Annotated in this window: 15 protein-coding genes and 1 riboswitch; of the genes, 3 read left to right on the forward strand and 12 right to left on the reverse strand. The window is 73.3% G+C overall.

Annotation, left to right across the window (positions count from 1 at the left end):
* Positions 1–12: 12 nt before the first annotated feature.
* The 9 genes from cobI to ACFYZQ_RS36185 all read right to left on the reverse strand — a co-directional run bounded on the left by cobI (position 13) and on the right by ACFYZQ_RS36185 (position 12,917).
* Complete coding sequence (gene cobI / locus ACFYZQ_RS36145; protein ID WP_389157409.1) at positions 13–744, reverse strand: precorrin-2 C(20)-methyltransferase; 732 nt, start codon at positions 742–744, stop codon at positions 13–15.
* Positions 741–2,285, reverse strand: a complete 1,545-nt coding sequence (locus ACFYZQ_RS36150) for a cobyrinate a,c-diamide synthase (protein WP_389157412.1) — start codon at positions 2,283–2,285, stop codon at positions 741–743. Before ACFYZQ_RS36150 ends, cobI begins: the two co-directional genes overlap by 4 nt.
* Positions 2,279–2,878: a cob(I)yrinic acid a,c-diamide adenosyltransferase gene (gene cobO, locus ACFYZQ_RS36155; RefSeq protein WP_388804506.1), complete on the reverse strand. Its 600-nt coding sequence runs from the start codon at positions 2,876–2,878 to the stop codon at positions 2,279–2,281. Before cobO ends, ACFYZQ_RS36150 begins: the two co-directional genes overlap by 7 nt.
* The gene (locus tag ACFYZQ_RS36160) at positions 2,878–4,869 is read right to left on the reverse strand and encodes a putative cobaltochelatase (protein WP_389157415.1); all 1,992 of its coding nucleotides are present in this window, start codon (positions 4,867–4,869) and stop codon (positions 2,878–2,880) included. The genes cobO and ACFYZQ_RS36160 overlap by 1 nt, the downstream gene beginning before the upstream one ends.
* Positions 4,866–8,519, reverse strand: a complete 3,654-nt coding sequence (gene cobN, locus ACFYZQ_RS36165; protein WP_389157418.1) for a cobaltochelatase subunit CobN — start codon at positions 8,517–8,519, stop codon at positions 4,866–4,868. Before cobN ends, ACFYZQ_RS36160 begins: the two co-directional genes overlap by 4 nt.
* Positions 8,516–10,024: a cobyric acid synthase gene (locus tag ACFYZQ_RS36170; RefSeq protein ID WP_389157421.1), complete on the reverse strand. Its 1,509-nt coding sequence runs from the start codon at positions 10,022–10,024 to the stop codon at positions 8,516–8,518. Before ACFYZQ_RS36170 ends, cobN begins: the two co-directional genes overlap by 4 nt.
* Positions 10,021–10,962: a cobalamin biosynthesis protein gene (locus ACFYZQ_RS36175; protein WP_389157424.1), complete on the reverse strand. Its 942-nt coding sequence runs from the start codon at positions 10,960–10,962 to the stop codon at positions 10,021–10,023. Before ACFYZQ_RS36175 ends, ACFYZQ_RS36170 begins: the two co-directional genes overlap by 4 nt.
* 99 nt (positions 10,963–11,061) lie before the next feature.
* A riboswitch (cobalamin riboswitch) is annotated at positions 11,062–11,204 on the reverse strand.
* A 203-nt stretch (positions 11,205–11,407) separates the two neighbouring features.
* A complete protein-coding gene (locus ACFYZQ_RS36180) occupies positions 11,408–11,635 on the reverse strand; it encodes a hypothetical protein (protein ID WP_389157427.1) in 228 nt (75 codons plus the stop codon).
* A gap of 34 nt (positions 11,636–11,669) precedes the next feature.
* Positions 11,670–12,917, reverse strand: coding sequence for an anion permease (locus tag ACFYZQ_RS36185; RefSeq protein WP_389157430.1), 1,248 nt, complete (start codon positions 12,915–12,917; stop codon positions 11,670–11,672).
* A 314-nt stretch (positions 12,918–13,231) separates the two neighbouring features.
* On the opposite strand from ACFYZQ_RS36185, the gene ACFYZQ_RS36190 reads away from it, so the two are divergent.
* The 3 genes from ACFYZQ_RS36190 (at position 13,232) to ACFYZQ_RS36200 (ending at position 16,803) form a co-directional block, all read left to right on the forward strand.
* Positions 13,232–13,900, forward strand: a complete 669-nt coding sequence (locus ACFYZQ_RS36190) for a class II aldolase/adducin family protein (RefSeq protein ID WP_389157433.1) — start codon at positions 13,232–13,234, stop codon at positions 13,898–13,900.
* A 132-nt stretch (positions 13,901–14,032) separates the two neighbouring features.
* Entirely contained in the window at positions 14,033–15,160 is a 1,128-nt protein-coding gene (locus ACFYZQ_RS36195; RefSeq protein ID WP_389157436.1) for an alpha/beta hydrolase family protein, read from the forward strand.
* Positions 15,161–15,384: 224 nt separating this feature from the next.
* Positions 15,385–16,803, forward strand: coding sequence for a hypothetical protein (locus tag ACFYZQ_RS36200; protein ID WP_389157438.1), 1,419 nt, complete (start codon positions 15,385–15,387; stop codon positions 16,801–16,803).
* A gap of 13 nt (positions 16,804–16,816) precedes the next feature.
* Here the strand turns inward: ACFYZQ_RS36200 and ACFYZQ_RS36205 are convergent, their stop codons facing one another.
* The 3 genes from ACFYZQ_RS36205 to ACFYZQ_RS36215 all read right to left on the reverse strand — a co-directional run bounded on the left by ACFYZQ_RS36205 (position 16,817) and on the right by ACFYZQ_RS36215 (position 18,283).
* Positions 16,817–17,230, reverse strand: a complete 414-nt coding sequence (locus ACFYZQ_RS36205) for a VOC family protein (protein WP_389157441.1) — start codon at positions 17,228–17,230, stop codon at positions 16,817–16,819.
* Between the two features lie 114 nt (positions 17,231–17,344).
* Positions 17,345–17,791, reverse strand: coding sequence for a TIGR03618 family F420-dependent PPOX class oxidoreductase (locus ACFYZQ_RS36210; protein ID WP_389157444.1), 447 nt, complete (start codon positions 17,789–17,791; stop codon positions 17,345–17,347).
* Positions 17,792–17,800: 9 nt separating this feature from the next.
* Complete coding sequence (locus ACFYZQ_RS36215; RefSeq protein ID WP_389157611.1) at positions 17,801–18,283, reverse strand: hypothetical protein; 483 nt, start codon at positions 18,281–18,283, stop codon at positions 17,801–17,803.
* Positions 18,284–18,352 lie beyond the last annotated feature (69 nt).

Genomic DNA, 18,352 nt, shown 5'->3' on the forward strand with positions numbered 1-18,352 from the left:
AGTGCGGCGCTCTCACAGCTTCCCGCCCCGTCCGCCGTCGCGCCGCGCGGGCGCGATCAGCGTGGAGAGGTACGGCAGCGGCTCACCGCCGAGTTCGGCGGCCGGCCGGATGGACTCGCTCTCCAGCCCGAGCGCCGACCCCCACACGGCCTCCCCGAGCCTTCCGGTCTCCCGCAGCGCCTCGGCGACCTCGGCGGCCTGCCGCCCGAACTTGTACGCCACGACCGTCCCGGGCCCGGCGAGAGCCTCCTTGAGCACGGCCGAACCGGCCGTGACCGGCACCAGCGTCAGCGGCTCCGTGCCCTCGGTGAGCACGGCGCCCGAGCGCGCCGCGAGATCCTGCATGGCGGTGATCCCGGGCACGGTCTCCACGACCGTCCCCGGCACCAGCTCCGCGACGGTCTGGGCGAGATACGTGAAGGTGGAGTACACGTTCGGGTCCCCGATGGTCGCGAACGCCACCGACCCGCGCTCCCGCAGCAGCTCGGCGACCCGCTCGCCGGCCGCGTCCCAGGCCGCCTCCCGCCGTGCCCGGTCGGTCCGCTCGTTGAGCGCGAACACGACCCGCACGACCTTCTCCTCGGGTACGTAGTGCAACACGGTCGCCTCGGCCCGCCCGCGTTCCAGGGTGTCCATCACCGGTACGACGACGACATCGGCGGCACGCAGGGCGTTGACGCCCTTGACGGTCACCAGCTCCGGATCACCGGGGCCCACCCCGACTCCGACCAGCCTGCTGCTCATGACGTCCGGCACCTCTCCACGAACCGACGGGCCACACCGGGCGCGGACGCCCAGTGCGTGTGCAGATAACTCGCGTGCACGCCCTGCTGTACAAAACCTTCGACTCGCCGCTCGGGGCCGCGCACCCCCCACGCGGGCGCCGTCCCCGCTCCCGGCTCGACGACCGTCCGGTGGAACTCGTGCCCACGCATCCGGGTCCCCGCGCCGGCGAGCACACTGTCGCTCACGGCGACGGCGTCCCGGTACCCGAGGGTGAGCCGCTCGCTCATCCGGGCGGACGCGTCCACCACCCCGCACATGGGCTGCCCGTCGAGCTCCCGGCAGAGATAGAGCAGCCCCGCACACTCGGCGGCCACCGGAGCCCCGCCCAGGACGAGCCCGGCGACGGCCTTGCGCAACGGTTCGTTGGCGGACAGCTCGGCGGCATACACCTCCGGGAACCCGCCACCGATCACCAACCCCCGGGTGCCGTCCGGCAGTTGCTCATCACGGAGGGGATCGAAAGGGACGACTTCGGCTCCGGCGGCGGTGAGCAGTTCGGCATGCTCGGCATAGGAGAACGTGAACGCGGGGCCCCCGGCCAGGGCAACGGCCACCTTGGGGCGCCGGTCGGCATCACCCAGCCTGTCCGGCGTTTGAGGACGAGGCCGTTCAGGCCGATCGGGGGTCCAGGGGGCGGAGCCCCCGGTGGGGTGCAGGGGCGAAGCCCCGCGAGGGGTCCAGGGGGCGGAGCCCCCTGGCGGGGTCGAAGGGGCGGAGCCCCTGGAGGACGGGCAGGGCAGGGGCGGCGGGGGCGAAACACCAAGTGCCTCAGCCGCGTCCCACGCCGCACCGGGCAACGTTCCCGCGCCGCGCGCCAGCGCAAGCAGCCCTTCGAGATCGCACCCCGCCTCCACCTGCGAGGCCATCGCGGCAACAGCCCCCACCGCCGAAGCCCGCCGCTCGGCGACCGGCACCAGCCCCAGATGCCGCGACGGCGTCTCCGCCTGAGCCACCCGCCGCAGCACCCCCAGCACGGGCACCCCGGCGGAATCCAACGCCTCCCGCAGAAGGGCCTCGTGCCGGTCGGACGCAACCTTGTTCAGGATCACGCCCCCGACCCGCACCTCCGGATCCCAGGAAGCGAACCCGTGCACCAGCGCCGCCACCGACCGCGACTGCGACGACGCGTCCACGACCAGCACCACCGGCGCCCGCAGCAGCTTCGCCACATGCGCGGTGGACGCCAGTTCGCCCTCCCCGGCGGCGCCGTCGTACAGCCCCATCACACCCTCGACGACGGCGATGTCACACCCGCGCGCCCCGTGCAGGAACAGCGGCCCGATCAGCTCGGGCCCGCACAGGTACGCGTCGAGGTTGCGCCCCGCCCGCCCGGTCGCGAGCGCGTGGTACCCGGGGTCGATGTAGTCGGGCCCGACCTTGTGCGGGGAGACGGCGAGCCCCCGCCCGGTCAGCGCGGCCATCAGCCCCGTGGCAACGGTGGTCTTGCCGCTGCCGGAGGCCGGCGCGGCGATGACCAGCCGAGGCACGGAAGTCACCACTCGATGCCCCTCTGCCCCTTCTGCCCGACGTCCATGGGGTGCTTCACCTTGGACATGTCGGTGACGAGGTCGGCGAAGTCGACGAGCTTCTCCGGCGCGTTCCGCCCGGTGATGACCACGTGCTGGGTGCCGGGCCGGTTCCGGAGCACGTCGACGACCTCGTCCGTGTCCACCCACCCCCAGTGCATCGGGTACGCGAACTCGTCGAGCACGTACAGCTTGTACGTCTCGGCGGCGAGGTCCCGCTTGACCTGCTCCCAGCCCTCCCGGGCCTTCTCCTCGTTGTCCATCTGATCGTCCCGCTGGACCCAGGACCAGCCCTCGCCCATCTTGTGCCAGTCGACGGTGCCGCCCTCGCCGGAGGCGCCGAGCACCCGCAGCGCGTTCTCCTCGCCGACCTTCCACTTGGCCGACTTGACGAACTGGAACACCCCGATCGGCCAGCCCTGGTTCCAGGCGCGCAGCGCGAGCCCGAACGCGGCGGTCGACTTGCCCTTGCCGATCCCGGTGTGGACGACGACCAGCGGCCGGTTGCGCCGCTGCCGGGTCGTCAGCCCGTCGTCCGGTACCACACTCGGCTGTCCCTGAGGCATTACGCGGCCCTCCTCTGTACGTCCTTCACCAGTCCGGCGATCGAATCCGCCCGCAGCTCGTCCAGCGTCACCGCCGTGCCGCCCAGCTCACCCGCGAGCTGTCCCGCGAGCCCCAGCCGCACGGGCCCCGACTCGCAGTCCACGACCACCGACGCGACGCCCTCGGCGGCGAACAGCCGCGCCGCCCGCCCGGCGAGCGCCACCGGCTCGGGGCCGCCGGTGGCCCGCCCGTCCGTCACCACCACGACCAGCGCCCGCCGCGCCGGATCCCGCAGCCGCTCGACCCGCAGCACCTCGTGGGCGCGCAGCAGCCCCGCGGCCAGTGGCGTCCGCCCGCCGGTCGGCAGCGACTCCAGCCGGGCCGCCGCCGCGTCGACGGAGGACGTCGGCGGCAGGGCGACCTGCGCGTCCTTCCCCCGGAAGGTCACCAGGCCCACCTTGTCCCGCCGCTGGTAGGCGTCGAGGAGCAGGGACAGCACGGCGCCCTTCACGGCGCTCATCCGCTGCCGTGCCGCCATCGACCCGGAGGCGTCCACCACGAACAGCACGAGGTTCCCCTCGCGCCCCTCCCGGGTCGCCTGCCGCAGATCGTCCCGGCGCACGACCAGCCCCGGCCCGGACCGTCCGCGCGCCCGCTGGTGCGGGGCGGCGGCCTGCACAGTGGCCGCCAGGTGCAGCTTGGTCAGCGTGCCCTGGGGGCGCCGGGCTCCGGTGGTACGGCCGTGCTCGGTCCGTGCCCGGGAACGCCGGCCGGCGGCACCCTCGCCGATGCCGGGGACGCTGAGCACCTTGGCGCGGAAGGGCTCGGCGGCCCGTGCGGGGGCCTGTTCACCCGCCCCGGCGCCGGAAGGCTGCGGCTCCCCGCCCTCACCGGCCTCGGGGCGGGCGCCGGTGTCCCCGCCCTGCGGGTCGCCGTCGCCCTGCGGGGGCTGCCCGCCGCCACCGCCACCGGGGCCGTCGGGATCGGGGTCGTCGTCCTCGCCGGAGAACTCCTCCAGGGTCTGGTCCAGCTTGTCCTCGTCCAGCCCCGGCGCGTCGAAGGGGTTGCGCCTGCGGCGGTGCGGGAGCGCGAGCAGCGCGGCCTGCCGCACGTCCTCGGCGAGCACGTCGGTCCGCCCGGCCCAGGCGGCCAGCGCGGTCGCGGTACGGGCCATCACGATGTCGGCCCGCATGCCGTCCACCTCGAAGGCCGCGCAGGTCGCGGCGATCTGCCGCAGCGCCCCGTCGCCGAGCCGCACCGACGGCAGCAGGTCCCGCGCCGCCACGATGCGCGCCCGTACGGCGGCCTCCTCCTCCGCCCACCGGGCGGCGAAGCCGGTCGGGTCGTCGTCGTACGCCAGCCGTCGCCGTACGACCTCCACCCGCTGCTCCGGCTCCCGCGAGGCCGCGACCTCCACGGTGAGTCCGAACCGGTCGAGGAGCTGCGGCCGCAGCTCGCCCTCTTCGGGGTTCATGGTGCCGACGAGCAGGAACTTGGCCGCGTGCCGTACGGAGACGCCCTCCCGCTCCACGTAGGAGGCGCCCATGGCGGCGGCGTCCAGCAGCAGGTCGACCAGGTGGTCGTGGAGGAGGTTGACCTCGTCGACGTACAGGATCCCGCGGTGTGCGTCGGCGAGCAGGCCGGGCTCGAACGCCTTCACGCCCTCCGCCAGCGCCCGCTCGATGTCCAGCGCCCCGACCAGCCGGTCCTCGGAGGCGCCGACGGGCAGTTCGACCATCCGGGCCGGCCGCGACTCGAACGCCCCCGGGGCGTGCGGCCCGTCCGGGCAGGCGGGGTCGGGGGAGCCGGGGTCGCAGGAGAACCGGCATCCGGAGGCGACGTCCACCTGAGGCATCAGCGAAGCCAGCGCACGCACCGCCGTCGACTTGGCCGTGCCCTTCTCACCGCGCACCAGCACACCGCCGACCGCCGGGGACACGGCGTTCAGCAGCAGCGCGAGCCGCAGGTCGTCCTGGCCGACGACGGCCGTGAACGGAAACGGGGTACTCACTTCTCGTCGCCCTCCAAGTCGCCTTCCAGCTCCAGGTAGGTGGCCCGCAGCCGCTCCAGCGTGTCGGCGTCCGGCTCGGCCCACAGCCCGCGGTCGGCGGCCTCCAGGAGCCGCTCGGTGATCCCGCGCAGCGCCCACGGGTTGGACTTCTTCATGAAGTCCCGGTTCTCGGCGTCGAAGACGTACTCCGCGCTGAGCTTCTCGTACATCCAGTCGTCGACCACGCCCGCGGTGGCGTCGTAGCCGAAGAGGTAGTCGACGGTGGCCGCCATCTCGAAGGCGCCCTTGTAGCCGTGCCGGCGCATGGCCGCCATCCAGCGCGGGTTGACCACGCGGGCCCGGAAGACGCGGTGCGTCTCCTCGCCCAGCGTGCGGGTCTTCACCTGGTCCGGCACGGCCGAGTCGCCGACGTACGCCTCGGGGGAGGCGCCCGTCAGATGCCGGACCATGGCGACCATGCCGCCGTGGTACTGGAAGTAGTCGTCGGCGTCGACGAGGTCGTGCTCACGGGTGTCGACGTTCTTCGCCGCGACCGCGATCCGTTTGAACGCCGTTTCCATGTCCCCGCGGGCCGCCCGCCCGTCGAGCCCGCGCCCGTAGGCGTAGCCGCCCCACACCGCGTACACCTCGGCGAGGTCCGCGTCCGAGCGCCAGTTGCGCGCGTCGATCAGGGGCAGCAGGCCCGCGCCGTACGCGCCCGGCTTGGAGCCGAAGACGCGGGCGGTCGCGCGCCGCCGGTCGCCGTGCTGTGCGGTGTCCTCGTCGGCGTGCGCCCGTACGTAGTTGGACTCGGCGGGCTCGTCCAGCTCGGCCACCGCCCGCACCGCGTCGTCGATCAGCCCGACGACGTGCGGGAACGCGTCCCGGAAGAAGCCGGAGATACGGACCGTGACGTCGATGCGGGGCCGGCCCAGCTCGGCGAGGGGGATCACCTCGAAGCCGGTGACCCGGCGCGAGGCGTCGTCCCAGACCGGGCGGCAGCCCAGCAGGGCGAGGATCTCGGCGATGTCGTCGCCCTGGGTGCGCATGGCGGACGTGCCCCAGACCGTCAGGCCGACGGACTTCGGGTACGCGCCCGTGTCCTGCAGGTAGCGCGCGACCAGCGAGTCCGCCAGCGACTGGCCCACCTCCCAGCTCAGCCGTGACGGAATGGCCTTGGGGTCCACGGAGTAGAAGTTGCGGCCGGTCGGCAGGACGTTCACCAGCCCGCGCGTCGGCGAGCCGGACGGGCCCGCCGGGACGTAACCACCGTCCAGCGCGCGCAGGATGTGCCCGATCTCGTCGGTGGTCCTCGCCAGCCGGGGCACGACCTCGGTGCAGGCGAACTCCAGCACGGCGACCGCGTCGGGGAGTTCGGTGCGCAGTACGTCGCGCACCAGACCGGCCGCTGCCGTCACGTCCCACGTCCGGGACTCCATGCCCTCCGCGATCCGCCGGCAGAGCTGCTCCAGCAGGTCGATCGTGTCGGCGGCCGTCCGCGCCGGACCCTCCACCAGGTCCGTCAGTTCCGCCGGCACCTTCACCGGGGCGCCCGGCTCGGCCAGCAGTTCCTTCTCCACCAGCCCGAAGTGAGCCGCCAGCGAAGCCCTCAGCCCCGGCAGCGCGTTGGCCTGCCCGCCCCACACCTGCGAGGCCCGCAGCACGGCGAGCACCAGGTTCACGCGCGGCTCGCCGACCGGGCCGCCGCCCAGGATGTGCAGGCCGTCGCGGATCTGGACGTCCTTGATCTCGCAGAGGTAGCCGTCGATGTGCATGACGAACTCGTCGAACGCGTCGTCGTCCGGCTGTTCGGCCACGTGCAGGTCGTGGTGCAGCTCCGCGGCCTTGACCAGGGTCCAGATCTGCGCGCGCACGGTCGGCGCCTTCGCCGGGTCCAGGTCGGAGACGAGCGCGTACTCGTCGAGCAGCTGCTCCAGCTTGGCCAGGTCGCCGTAGGTGTCGGCGCGGGCCATCGGCGGGACCAGGTGGTCGACGACCGTGGCGTGTCCGCGCCGCTTGGCCTGGGTGCCCTCGCCGGGGTCGTTGACGATGAACGGGTAGATCAGCGGGAGGTCGCCGAGGACGGCGTCCGGCGCGCAGCCGCGCGACAGCCCGAGGCCTTTTCCGGGCAGCCACTCCATCGTGCCGTGCTTGCCCATGTGCACGATCGCGTCGGCGCCGAAACTGTTCTCCAGCCACCGGTAGGCCGCCATGTAGTGGTGCGACGGCGGCATGTCCGGGTCGTGGTAGATCGCGATCGGGTTCTCGCCGAAGCCGCGCGGCGGCTGGATCATCACGACGACGTTCCCGAACCGGAGGGAGGCGAGCACGATGTCGTCGCCGTCGACGTAGAGGGACCCCGGCGGCTCGCCCCACGCCTCCAGCATGGCGTCCTTCAGCTCCGGGTCGAGCTTGTCGAACCACGCCCGGTAGTCGGCCAGCGGCACGCGGGCGGGCGCGGCGGCGAGCTGCTCCTCCGTGAGCCATTCGACGTCGTGCCCGCCGGCCTCGATGAGGCGGTGGATCAGCTCGTCCCCGTTGTCGGGGTACTCGGTGAGGCCGTACCCGGCCTCGCGCAGCGCGTCCAGCACCCGTACCGCCGACGCCGGGGTGTCAAGGCCGACCGCGTTGCCGACCCGGGAGTGCTTGGTCGGGTAGGCGGTGAAGACCAGCGCGATCCTCTTCTCCGCGTTGGCCTTGTGCTTCAACCGCGCGTGGCGCACGGCGATCCCCGCGACCCGCCCCGCCCGCTCGGGGTCGGCCACGTACACCGGCACCTCGTCGGGCCCCTGCTCCTTGAAGGAGAACGGCACGGTGATCAGCCGCCCGTCGAACTCCGGGATGGCGACCTGCATCGCCGCGTCCATGGGGGAGAGGGCCGCGTCGGACTCCTCCCAGGCCGCGTGCGACGAGGTGAGGCAGAGGCCCTGCAGCACGGGGATGTTCAGCTCGGCGAGCGCCCCGATGTCCCACGCCTCCTCGTCGCCGCCCGCGGAGGCCTGCGAGGCGTGCGTGCCGCCCGCGGCGAGCACGGTGGCCACCAGGGCGTCCGCCCGGCCGAGGATCTCGTACAGCCCGGCGTCGGCGCCGCGCAGCGAACCGCAGTAGACCGGCAGGGCGTTGGCGCCGCGCGCCTCGATCGCGTCGCACAGGGTGTCCACGAAGGCGGTGTTGCCGCTCAGTTCGTGGGCGCGGTAGAAGAGCACGCCGACGGTCGGGCGGCTCTCCTGGAACGTGCGGGAGCCGTGCACGCCGTACTCCGGCATCTTCCGCGGCTCGACGAAGCCCTCACCGGTCAGCAGCACGGTGTCGGACAGGAACCGGGCCAGCTCGGTCAGGTTCTCCGGGCCGCCCTCCACGAGGTACTTCAGCGCCTCGGCCACCACACCGGCGGGCACGGACGACTCGGCCATCAACTCGGCGTCCGGCACGGCCTCTCCGCCGAGCAGCACGGTCGGGACGCCCGAGGCCCTCAGCGCGGCCAGTCCGTCCTCCCAGGCGCGCTTGCCGCCGAGCAGCCGTACGACGGCGATGTCGGCGCCCGCGAGGAGGGACGGCAGCTCCGCCTCGACGTCCACCCGGGTCGGGTTGCCGATCCGGTAGGACGCGGCGGAGGCCCGCGCCGCCAGCAGATCGGTGTCGGCGGTCGACAACAACAGCACTGTGCTCATGCGGGCGCTCCCGGTGGAATGAAGGGCAGTCCTTGTGGCGCGCCCGACTCGATGAGCCGCAGGAGCGCGTCCGTGTCCGCGTGTTGTTCGATCAGGTCGCCGAGCCGGTCGAGCTGCTCCTCGCGCAGCGCGGCGAACGACGTGTCCGGCGCCGGTACGAAGCGGCGGCCCGCGGCGGCGGCCACCTCGCGCAGGAAGGCCCGCCGGAAGCCGTCCGACTCCAGCGAGCCGTGCCAGTGCGTGCCCCAGGTCTGGCCGACCCGGCAGCCGTCCAGGAAGGGCGTACCACCCGTCACCTCGGCGACCCCGTGATGGATCTCGTACCCCTCGACCGGCTCGCCGAGGGCTTCCCCGACCGGCCGGGTGAGGGTCTTCTCGCGGGCGAAGCGCACGCGGACGGGGAGGACTCCGAGCCCTTCGACCTGACCGGCGCGCGACTCGACCTCGTCCTCGATGTGCTCGCCGAGGATCTGGAAGCCGCCGCAGACGCCGAGGACCGGCCGTCCTTCGGCGGCTCTCCAGCTGATGGCCTGTGCGAGCCCGCGCTCCCGCAGCCACTCCAGCGCCCGTACGGTCCCGCGCGTCCCAGGGATCACCACGAGGTCGGCGTCCGCCAGCTCCTCCGGCCGGTCCACGAACCGCACCACGACACCCGGTTCGGCGGCCAGCGCGTCCACGTCGGTGAAGTTGGACATCAGCGGGATCGCGCACACGGCGACCCGCAGCACGTCCTCGCCGACGGGCGGGGCGGTGTTCGACTCGCGGACGGTCCCGCGCAGAGACACCCGGAGTCCGTCCTCCTCGTCGATGCCGAGCCCGTGCCGGAAGGGCAGCACACCGTACGTGCGCCGTCCGGTGAGCCCCTGCAGCATGTCCAGGCCGGGCTCCAGCAGAGAGACGTCACCGCGGAACTTGTTCACCAGGAACCCGGCGACGAGCTCCTGGTCCTCGGGCGACAGCAGCGCGACGGTCCCGAAGAAGGAGGCGAACACACCCCCGCGGTCGATGTCGCCGACGACGAGCACGGGCAGCCGCGCGTTCCGCGCGATGCCCATGTTCACGATGTCCGTCCGCCGCAGGTTGATCTCCGCGGGTGAACCGGCGCCCTCGCAGATCACCGCGTCATACGTGCCCCGCAGCTCCTCCAGGCACTCCAGCACGGTCCCCAGCAACCGCTGCTGCCGCCCGCCGTGATAGCCGCGCGCGCTCAGCTCGCCCACCGGCTTGCCCAGCAGCACGACCTGGCTGCTCTGCTCGCCGCCGGGCTTGAGCAGTACGGGATTCATCAGCGCGGTCGGCTCGACGCGGCACGCCTGTGCCTGCATGGCCTGCGCCCGCCCGATCTCCGCGCCCTCTCGGGTCACGAACGAGTTGAGGGACATGTTCTGTGCCTTGAAAGGCGCGACCTTGACCCCCTGCCGCACCAGCCAGCGGCAGATCCCGGCGGTCACGACGCTCTTGCCCGCGTCGGAGGTCGTACCGGCGACGAGGAGGCCCCCGCTCATTTCCCACGTCCCTTCACGACGGCGCGCGCGGCGACGGTGACGCCGAGCGCGAGCAGACCGACCCGCCGGGAGAGCCGTACGGCCCGTTCGATGTCGGGCACGGCGACGGCGCGTCCCTCCTGGTTCAGCACCGGCCGGTGCTCGACCCGCCCCCCGTACGACAGCGTTCCGCCCAGCCGCACGCCGAGCGCCCCCGCGAAGGAGGCCTCCACGGGCCCGGCGTTGGGGCTGGGATGCCTGCCGGCATCGGCCCGCCAGGCCCGTACGGCTCCGCGCGGATCGCCGCCGGTCACGGTCGCCAGGGCGGCGGTCAGCCGAGCCCCCGGCCATCCCGCGAGGTCGTCCAGCCGGGCCGAGGCCCACCCGTACCGCCGGTACCTGGGCGATTTGTGCCCGACCATGGCGTCGAGGGTGTTGACGGCCCGGAAGCCCAGCAGCCCGGGCACCCCGCCCAAGGCGCCCCACACCAGGGCCCCCACGACCGCGTCGGAGGTGTTCTCCGCGACGGACTCCACGACGGCCCGGGCGATCCCGTCGGCGTCGAGCGCCTGCGGATCCCGGCCGCACAGGTGCGGCAGCCGCGCCCGGGCGCCCTCGACGTCCCCGGCCTGAAGGGCACGCCCGATGCTCCGGGCCTCGCGGGCGAGGGAGGTCCCGCCCACGACGGCCCAGGTGGCGGCTGCGGTCAGCGCGACGGAGGCGCTGCGGGAAGGACGTACGGCCGCGGCGGTGACGGCTCCCAGACCGGCGGCGCCCCCCACACAGACCGCGGTGTGCAGGGCGCCCCACCCCCGGTGGTCACGCCACAGCACCCGCTCCACGGCGGCGGCGGCCCGCCCGAACGCGGCGACCGGATGCCCGCGGTGCGGATCACCGAGCAGGTGGTCGCCGAGGAGGCCGGCGGCGGCGCCGTACGCGAAGACGCGATCGGCACGCATCGGCTCAGCCGGCCGTGGGGTCGGGCAGCGACCTGGTGCTGTACCTCAACGGCCGAGCGAGCATGGCGATATGTCCTCACTCAGGGTGTCCGCGCCCTGGTTCGACTAGACCGGCGGTGAGAGTTCCTGGCTCCCGGGGCTTCCTACCCCGGTGACAGTGGCGGGACCGCGCCGGATTCGCACCGGCTTCCTCTCCTGCCGCCGTACATGGCTCCGGAAGTCCACCACGCCCCCGGAAGGGCCGTCAACTTGCTGTTGACCTGCACGGGGAGAGTGTGCTGAGGCCCACACTGACGCGGTGGCGGAGGGTACGGCGGCATGCGAAAGGCTCCTCCCCGAGGACTTCGGGGAGGAGCCTCGATGCCTTGAACAGGGCTTGCTCAGGGCTTGAGCAGTGCTCGCTCAGGCCATTTCAGGCCTTGTTCAGGCCTTGATCACACTTTGGTCAGGCTTTGTGCATGATCAGGTAGATCCCGTAGGCCACCGCCGCCGCGCACGCCGCGAAGCAGACGTACGCGCCGGTGACGGCGAGCGCGGCCGAGTCCCCCTGGGCGGCGGCGCGCTCGCGGCGCGAGAGGCCGGTGACGCCGAGGGTGAACAGGGCCACCAGGCCCACGGTGACGGCGAGGCTGACGCCGAAGACGGAGCCGAGGGCTGCCCAGTCGATCTTCATGTCGGAACTGCTTTCTCTAACCGGGTGCCCGGGGTCAGACGGCGGCGGCCGGCGGGGTCGCCGGGTCGGCGGCGACGCGTGTCGCCGGGGACGGGATCGTGCTCGACAGGTCCTCGGCCGGAACGCCCACCGGGGGCGGGGTAACGACGGCGATCGCGGTGGTGACCACGCCGGCCGGCTCCTCGCTCTCGTTGACGTTGGTCGCGTCGACCACCTCGCGGCGGGAGTACTTCCAGATCGCGGCGCTGGAGGCCACGAGGAAGACCAGCACCAGTGCGGTGCCCCAGTCACCGAGACCGGTGACCGACTCGGCGAGCGCGCCGACCAGCGCGGCGGCCGGGAGGGTGAGCGCCCAGGCGACGAACATCCGGGTCGCCGTGGACCAGCGGACCACACCGCCCTTGCGGCCCAGGCCCGCGCCCATCACGGAGCCGGAGACGACATGCGTGGTGGAGAGGGAGAAGCCGAGGTGGGAGGAGGCCAGGATGGCCGTGGCCGCGCTGGTCTGGGCGGCGAAGCCCTGCTGCGGCTGAAGCTCCGTCAGGCCCTTGCCCATGGTGCGGATGATGCGCCAGCCGCCGATGTAGGTGCCGAGCGCGATGGCGAGGCCGGCGGAGAGGATCACCCAGGTGGGAGGGTCGGAGTCGGGGGCGATGGAGCCGCCGGCGACCAGGGCGAGGGTGATGATGCCCATCGTCTTCTGCGCGTCGTTCGTGCCGTGGGCCAGGGACACCAGGCCGGCCGAGGCGATCTGGCCGACGCGGTAGCCCTTGCGGGTGGCCTCGCCGTCGGCGTTCTTGCCGATGCCGTAGGAGAACCGGGTGGCGAGCATCGCCGCCACGCCCGCGACCACGGGGGCCGCGACCGCCGGGAGCAGCACCTTGGTGACGAGCACGTCGCCGTGGACGGCGCCCATGCCGGCGGAGGCGACGGTGGCGCCGATCAGACCGCCCATCAGGGCGTGTGAGGAGCTGGAAGGCAGCCCCACCAGCCAGGTCAGCAGGTTCCAGAGGATCGCGCCGACCAGGGCGGCGAAGATGACCTCGGGACGGATGCCGCTCTCGTCGACGAGCCCCTTGGAGATCGTGTTGGCGACCTCCACGGAGAGGAAAGCGCCCACAAGGTTGAGCACGGCGGACATGGCCACCGCGACCTTGGGCTTGAGTGCGCCGGTCGAGATGGTGGTGGCCATCGCGTTGGCGGTGTCGTGGAAACCGTTCGTGAAATCGAACGCGAGTGCGGTTACCACCACAATCGCGAGGATCAGCGAGAAGCTTTCCATTTACCCAGGCAATCGTTCGAAGTCATTGGTCGGTTGACCGTAGGAAACCTGAGTGAACGGAAGGTGAACTGGGATAGGCGTCGAGGTGTCAGAAACGCCTGGTGAAGGACATGGGTGGGGGTGAGCGCCGCGGATCGGGCCGGCCTCTCGTGAGTCGCCGTGCCGGCCGCCGTGGCCCGGGTCTCGGTCAAGGTCGTTCCGTCAGCATTCATGGCGCTATGCACCTTTTTGGAGGGACTGGTTCCGGCCTGTCCCTCGTCGCAGTGACGCCGCAGTGACATCGCGTCAGACGGTCCCCTGGCAGGATCACCGCCATGGCTGAAGAGAGCAGAGGCGTACACGAGGCGGAGTCACGGGCCTGGGAGGCACTGGTCGCCACGGCCCGCCGGACCGTGGCCGACGGCCTCGTCGTCGGCACCTCCGGCAACGTGTCGGTACGTGTCGGCGACACCGTGCTGGTCACACCGTCGGGCGTGCCCTACGACCGGCTCACGCCGCACGACGTGACCGGCGTCGACCTCACCGGACGCCAGGTGCTCGGCACGCTGGTCCCCACCAGCGAACTGCCCATGCATCTGGCCGTCTACCGCACCACCGACGCCGGTGCCGTCGTCCACACCCACGCCGTGCACGCCACGGCCGTCTCCACCCTCGTGAGCGAACTCCCGGCGGTCCACTACATGTCCGGCGCCCTCGGCGGCCCGGTCCGGGTCGCCCCCTACGCCACCTACGGCACCGAGGAGTTGGCCGAGAACATGCTCCGCGCCCTCGCCGACCGCTCCGGCTGCCTGCTGCAGAACCACGGCACGATCACCTACGGCGCCGGCCTCGACCAGGCCTACGACCGCACCGCCCAGCTCGAATGGATGTGCCGCCTGTGGCTGACGGCCTCCGCCGTGCCCGGGCTGACTCCGTCCCTGCTGACCCCGGAGCAGCTGGCGGCGGCGGGGGAGAAGCTGCGCGGGTACGGCCAGCGGGGGTGAGGGGCGACGGCGCACCACCCGGTCCTCGCCCACGGGGATTGAAAGGCGCCCCGCGCTGGAACCCGGAAGGACATGTCACCCCGACCCTTCCTCCCGCTGGCCGGTAAGGCGGCCCCCCGGGACACTGGACCCGTGCGCACCGTCACAGCGGCGGCCTCGGCCGTCACCGCGGTCCTGGCGGCCGGCGCGGCCGGCGTGGCCGTCGGCCGGATCGCCAGCGACGCCGCGCTCAGGGCGGCGCCCGGCAGACCGCTGCCCACCGAGCCCCGGCTCACCGTGCACACCGTGACCGCGGACCGGCTCGCACTCACCCGTGACCTGGCCTCCCTGCGCCCCGGCACCTACGGCCTGGCCGGCGACGGTTCACACGCCGTCGTCGGCACAGTCCTGGAAGCCGCGGCGCCCTCGCCCGACGCCGTCGTACGCCGCCTCGAACGCGTCACGCACGGCACACTCGAACCCGGCGACCAGGTGTGGCTCACCCCCAACCTGTACGTCGGCAACCCGGACGCCGCCCTCGGCCTCGACCACGCCGACGTGGACGTGCCCGGGGAACTCGGCGCGCTGCCCGCCTGGTTCGTGCCCGGCGCGCGGGACACCTGGGTGATCGCGGTGCACGGCCTCGGCACGACGCGGGAGCTCCCCATGAACGTCATGGAGTTCCTGCACGGTCTGCGTCTCCCCGTACTCGCCGTCTCCTGCCGCGGCGACCTCGGCGCCCCGCGCCCGCCGGACGGCCTGAACCACCTCGGGGAGACCGAGTGGCGCGACGTGGACGCGGCGATCCGCTACGCCGTCCGCCACGGCGCCCGACGGGTCGTTCTCCACGGCTGGTCCACCGGCGCCACCATGGCCCTGCGCGCCGCCCTCCACTCCGCCACACGCGACCGCGTCTGCGGCCTCGTCCTGGACTCGCCGGTGCTGAGCTGGGAGGCCACGCTGCGCGCCCTGGCCGCGGCCCGGCGCACCCCTGACTTCCTGCTGCCGCTCGCCGTCCGGGCCGCCCAGGGCCGCGTCGGCCTGCGCGCCGAGCGCGCCGCGGAGAGTGCCGACCCGGCGCGGCTGAGCGTGCCCACCCTGCTGATCCACGGACCGGACGACGTGGTGGCCCCCTGGGAGTTCTCCCGCCGCCTCGCCGCGCGGCGCGCCGACCGGGTCACCCTGCACACCGTGCGGGACGCCCCGCACGGGGCGATGTGGAACGCCGACCCGAAAGGGTACGAGGAGACCGTACGGCGGTTCCTGACACCGCTGATGTGAATGCCGCTGAGGGGAACGCCGCCGGTGGGAGCACCGCCGAAGCGGTGCCGACCCGCTGCCGCGACGCGGGGGCTGACGCCACGTCCGGCTGTACCGTTCAGGGCCGTACCACTGGCCGGAACCGCCCTCCTCGGCCCCCGCCGGAGCCCGTGCGTTGGCCCACCCCGTCGCCCGCCGTGACATTCCGTTTGGGTTTTCGGACCGTCAACCGGAAGACTGCACCCGTGACGTCCCGTATCCCGCGCGACTCCAGGCTTCGACTCGTCCGACCGCGACCCCTGGCCGCCGCCCCCCGAGCGATGAACCAGCGGCGCTCGCGCCGCCCCGCACCCCGCCCGCCGGAGGGCACACCCGCACCCGCCGAGCTGGCCAGGATGGCGCGATCCCGCCTGGCCGGCGCCGCTCGCGTGGCGCACTGGGCCGACGCCGCCCTCGGCCCGGGCCGCGACGGCGCGACCGCGGACGGCAAGGCCACCCTCTCCGCGGCGACGGCCGAAAGCGCCGCCGCCGACCTGGGCCTGACCGCCGCTCAGGTCCGGGCGGACTGGGACACCGCCCGCCTCGCCGGCCTCGTGGAGGTGCACGGCGACAGCGCACGCCCCGGCTGGCGCCTGCGCGCCTGGGACCGCGACGACAGCGCGGTCCTGCGCGGCTGGGTCGCCCTCTTCGACGCCTGGTCGCTCGCCTACCCCGAGCCCGCGGAGCACGAGGCCGCCGCCGTCGCCGAGGTCGTCTCGGCCATGCCCCAGGTGCTGTCCTTCCTCCAGCTGTCCGCCGGCCCCGTCCCGGTCGAGCAGCTCCTCGACCTGCTCCAGCAGCGGGTCACCGAACTGCGCACCGAGCGCTGCGAGATCTCCTACGGACCCGAGCCCCGGCCCGTCACCGGCGCCGCGCCCACCGCCGCCCGGCCGGCTCAGCCCGCGCCCGACCTCGCCCCCCTGCTCGACTGGGCCCTGCACGCCCTCGCCTCCGTCGGCGCCCTCACCTACGGCGACGGCCAGGCCACGCTCACCCCGCTGGGAAGCTGGGCCGTGTGGGTCAAGCTCGAGCAGATCTGCGTGGCCGCGCAGAGCCCCGCCGGGAACATCGAGCAGGGCGCCGAGGACATGCTGCGCGGCTGCTCCCAGCTCCGGCCCAACGCGGCCCGCGCCGAATACCGCGCCTGGCTCGCCGCCCGCCCCGTCGGCAGCGCCGTCACCGAGCTCATCGACGCCGCCCGCGGCGAGGACGCCCTGCTGCGCGGCCTCGCCTTCGAGGCGCTGCGTGTCGTCGGCGCCCCGGCGGAGGCCGACGTGCGCGCCGTCCTCGACGAACCGACGCTCAGACCGTACGCGCTGCTGTGGCTCGCCGAGCACGACGGTGTGGACCCGGAGGACGCCCACGAGGTCCTCACCCGTGAGGAGGCCACCTGGCTGTGGGTCGACACCGCCGCCGCCGTCGCCGACCACGGCGAGGCGCCGTTGCTCGTACGCCATCTGGAGTCGGCGGTCCAGCCCACCGTCCCCCAGTTGCTGGACGAGGTCCGCGCGGTCGGTCACCCGCGCACCGTGCAGGTCCTGGTGGCCCTCGCCGCCGCGCACCCCGACCCCGCGCTGGCCAAGGCGGTGCGGCGGGCTGCCTTCCAGGTGCACACGGGGGGATGAGACCGGGCGGGCGTCAGGCCCCGATCTCGGGGGCGTACGTCCCGAAGCTCCAGATGTTGCCCTCGACGTCCCGGGCCATGTAGTCCCGCGAGCCGTAGGGCTGGTCGGTCGGGGGCACCAGGATCTCCGCGTCGTGGTCCACGGCACGCCGGTGGTGGGCGTCGACGTCGTCCACCACGACGTACACCCCCGTCGGGCCCGCGTCCCCCATCGCCTCCGCGAAGACGCCGTCCCGGCCCTTGGAGCCGACCATCACCCCGCCGTTGCCCTGCACCAGCTCGGCGTGCAGCACCGTGCCGTCCTCGCCCTCGTACAACGAGAGCTCGCTGAACCCGAAGGCCTCCGTGAGCTGCCTGATCGCCGCCTTGGCGTCCGCGTAAAGCAGCGTCGGATAAACGGTCGGCCGACCACCACCCGTGCCCACCATGCCCACCACTCCCTTCCCCGGTCCGTTCGTGGCCGAGCGCCCCGGTTGGCCGGCGAGCGCCCGAGCCGGCCAGTTCGAGTGTTCGCGCTCGTCATCGCGGTGGCAAGCGGCCGGTCAGGAACCGGGGACGGGACCGCCGGGCCGGAACCGTTCCACCCCGACGATGTGCCGCACCTTGATGGGGCGCACGATCACCGCGACCCGCTGCTCTCCCGGCATGAGCCACTCGAAGCGCTCGCTGCCCAGGTACTTGCGGGCCAGCTGGTCCATCCGGCGGTGCGCTTCCTCGCCCTCGACGAAGCGGGCCACCTCGCCGCTGATCTGCACCCGGTCGAAGGGGTCGGCGGCGTCCGCATGGGAGAGGTAGACACGGGGGTCGCGGCGCAGGTTCTCCTCCTTCACCCGGCCCACCGAGGTGTTGAACATCAGCTCCCCCTCGCCCTCCAGGTCCACCCACATCGGGCTGACCTGCGGCGCTCCGTCCGGGAACACAGTGCCGACGTACCAGATGTTGGGGGCTTGCAGCCGGGCACGGACGGCCTCGTCGAAGATCGCGGTCATCCTGCGAGGCTAACAACCATGATCAGCGGGCGTCCGGGTCGCCGCGGATCCGTCGCCGTGGACGCGACGGCGCACCACCGCGAAGGTTGCTGCCACGAGGGCGCAAACGCACAGCGCGAGCCCCATGAAGATCCCGGGATTCACCCAGCCCGGCACCAGCTCGGTCCCCACGCCGTCCGCCGTGACGCACTGCGCACTGACCGGCAGCGTCTCCCGCGTCACGATGTGATCGCCCGCCACGCCCCGTGCTGCACACATCTGGTCCGGATCCAGGATGTAGAACCCCGACATCACACCCCACGCGTACGAACCGAACGCCGCCGCACCGGACATGACCGCGACCAGCGTGCACGTCGTGACGCTCGGCAGGTGCCATCCGCTGCCCGGCAGCCGCTTGTACGCCCGCCGGGCGAGCGCCGCGGCGGCGCCCAGGACCACGCAGGGCGCCAGGATCGGCGCGAAGGCCAGGACCACGAACGTCAGGCTCGTCATGCTCACTCAGACATCGCAGGGCCGAGACCGGGTGCGGCTTTCGCCCCGAACGTGCTGCACCTCACGCCG

It is taken from the genome of Streptomyces sp. NPDC001843 (assembly GCF_042891955.1).
GTDB lineage: Bacteria > Actinomycetota > Actinomycetes > Streptomycetales > Streptomycetaceae > Streptomyces.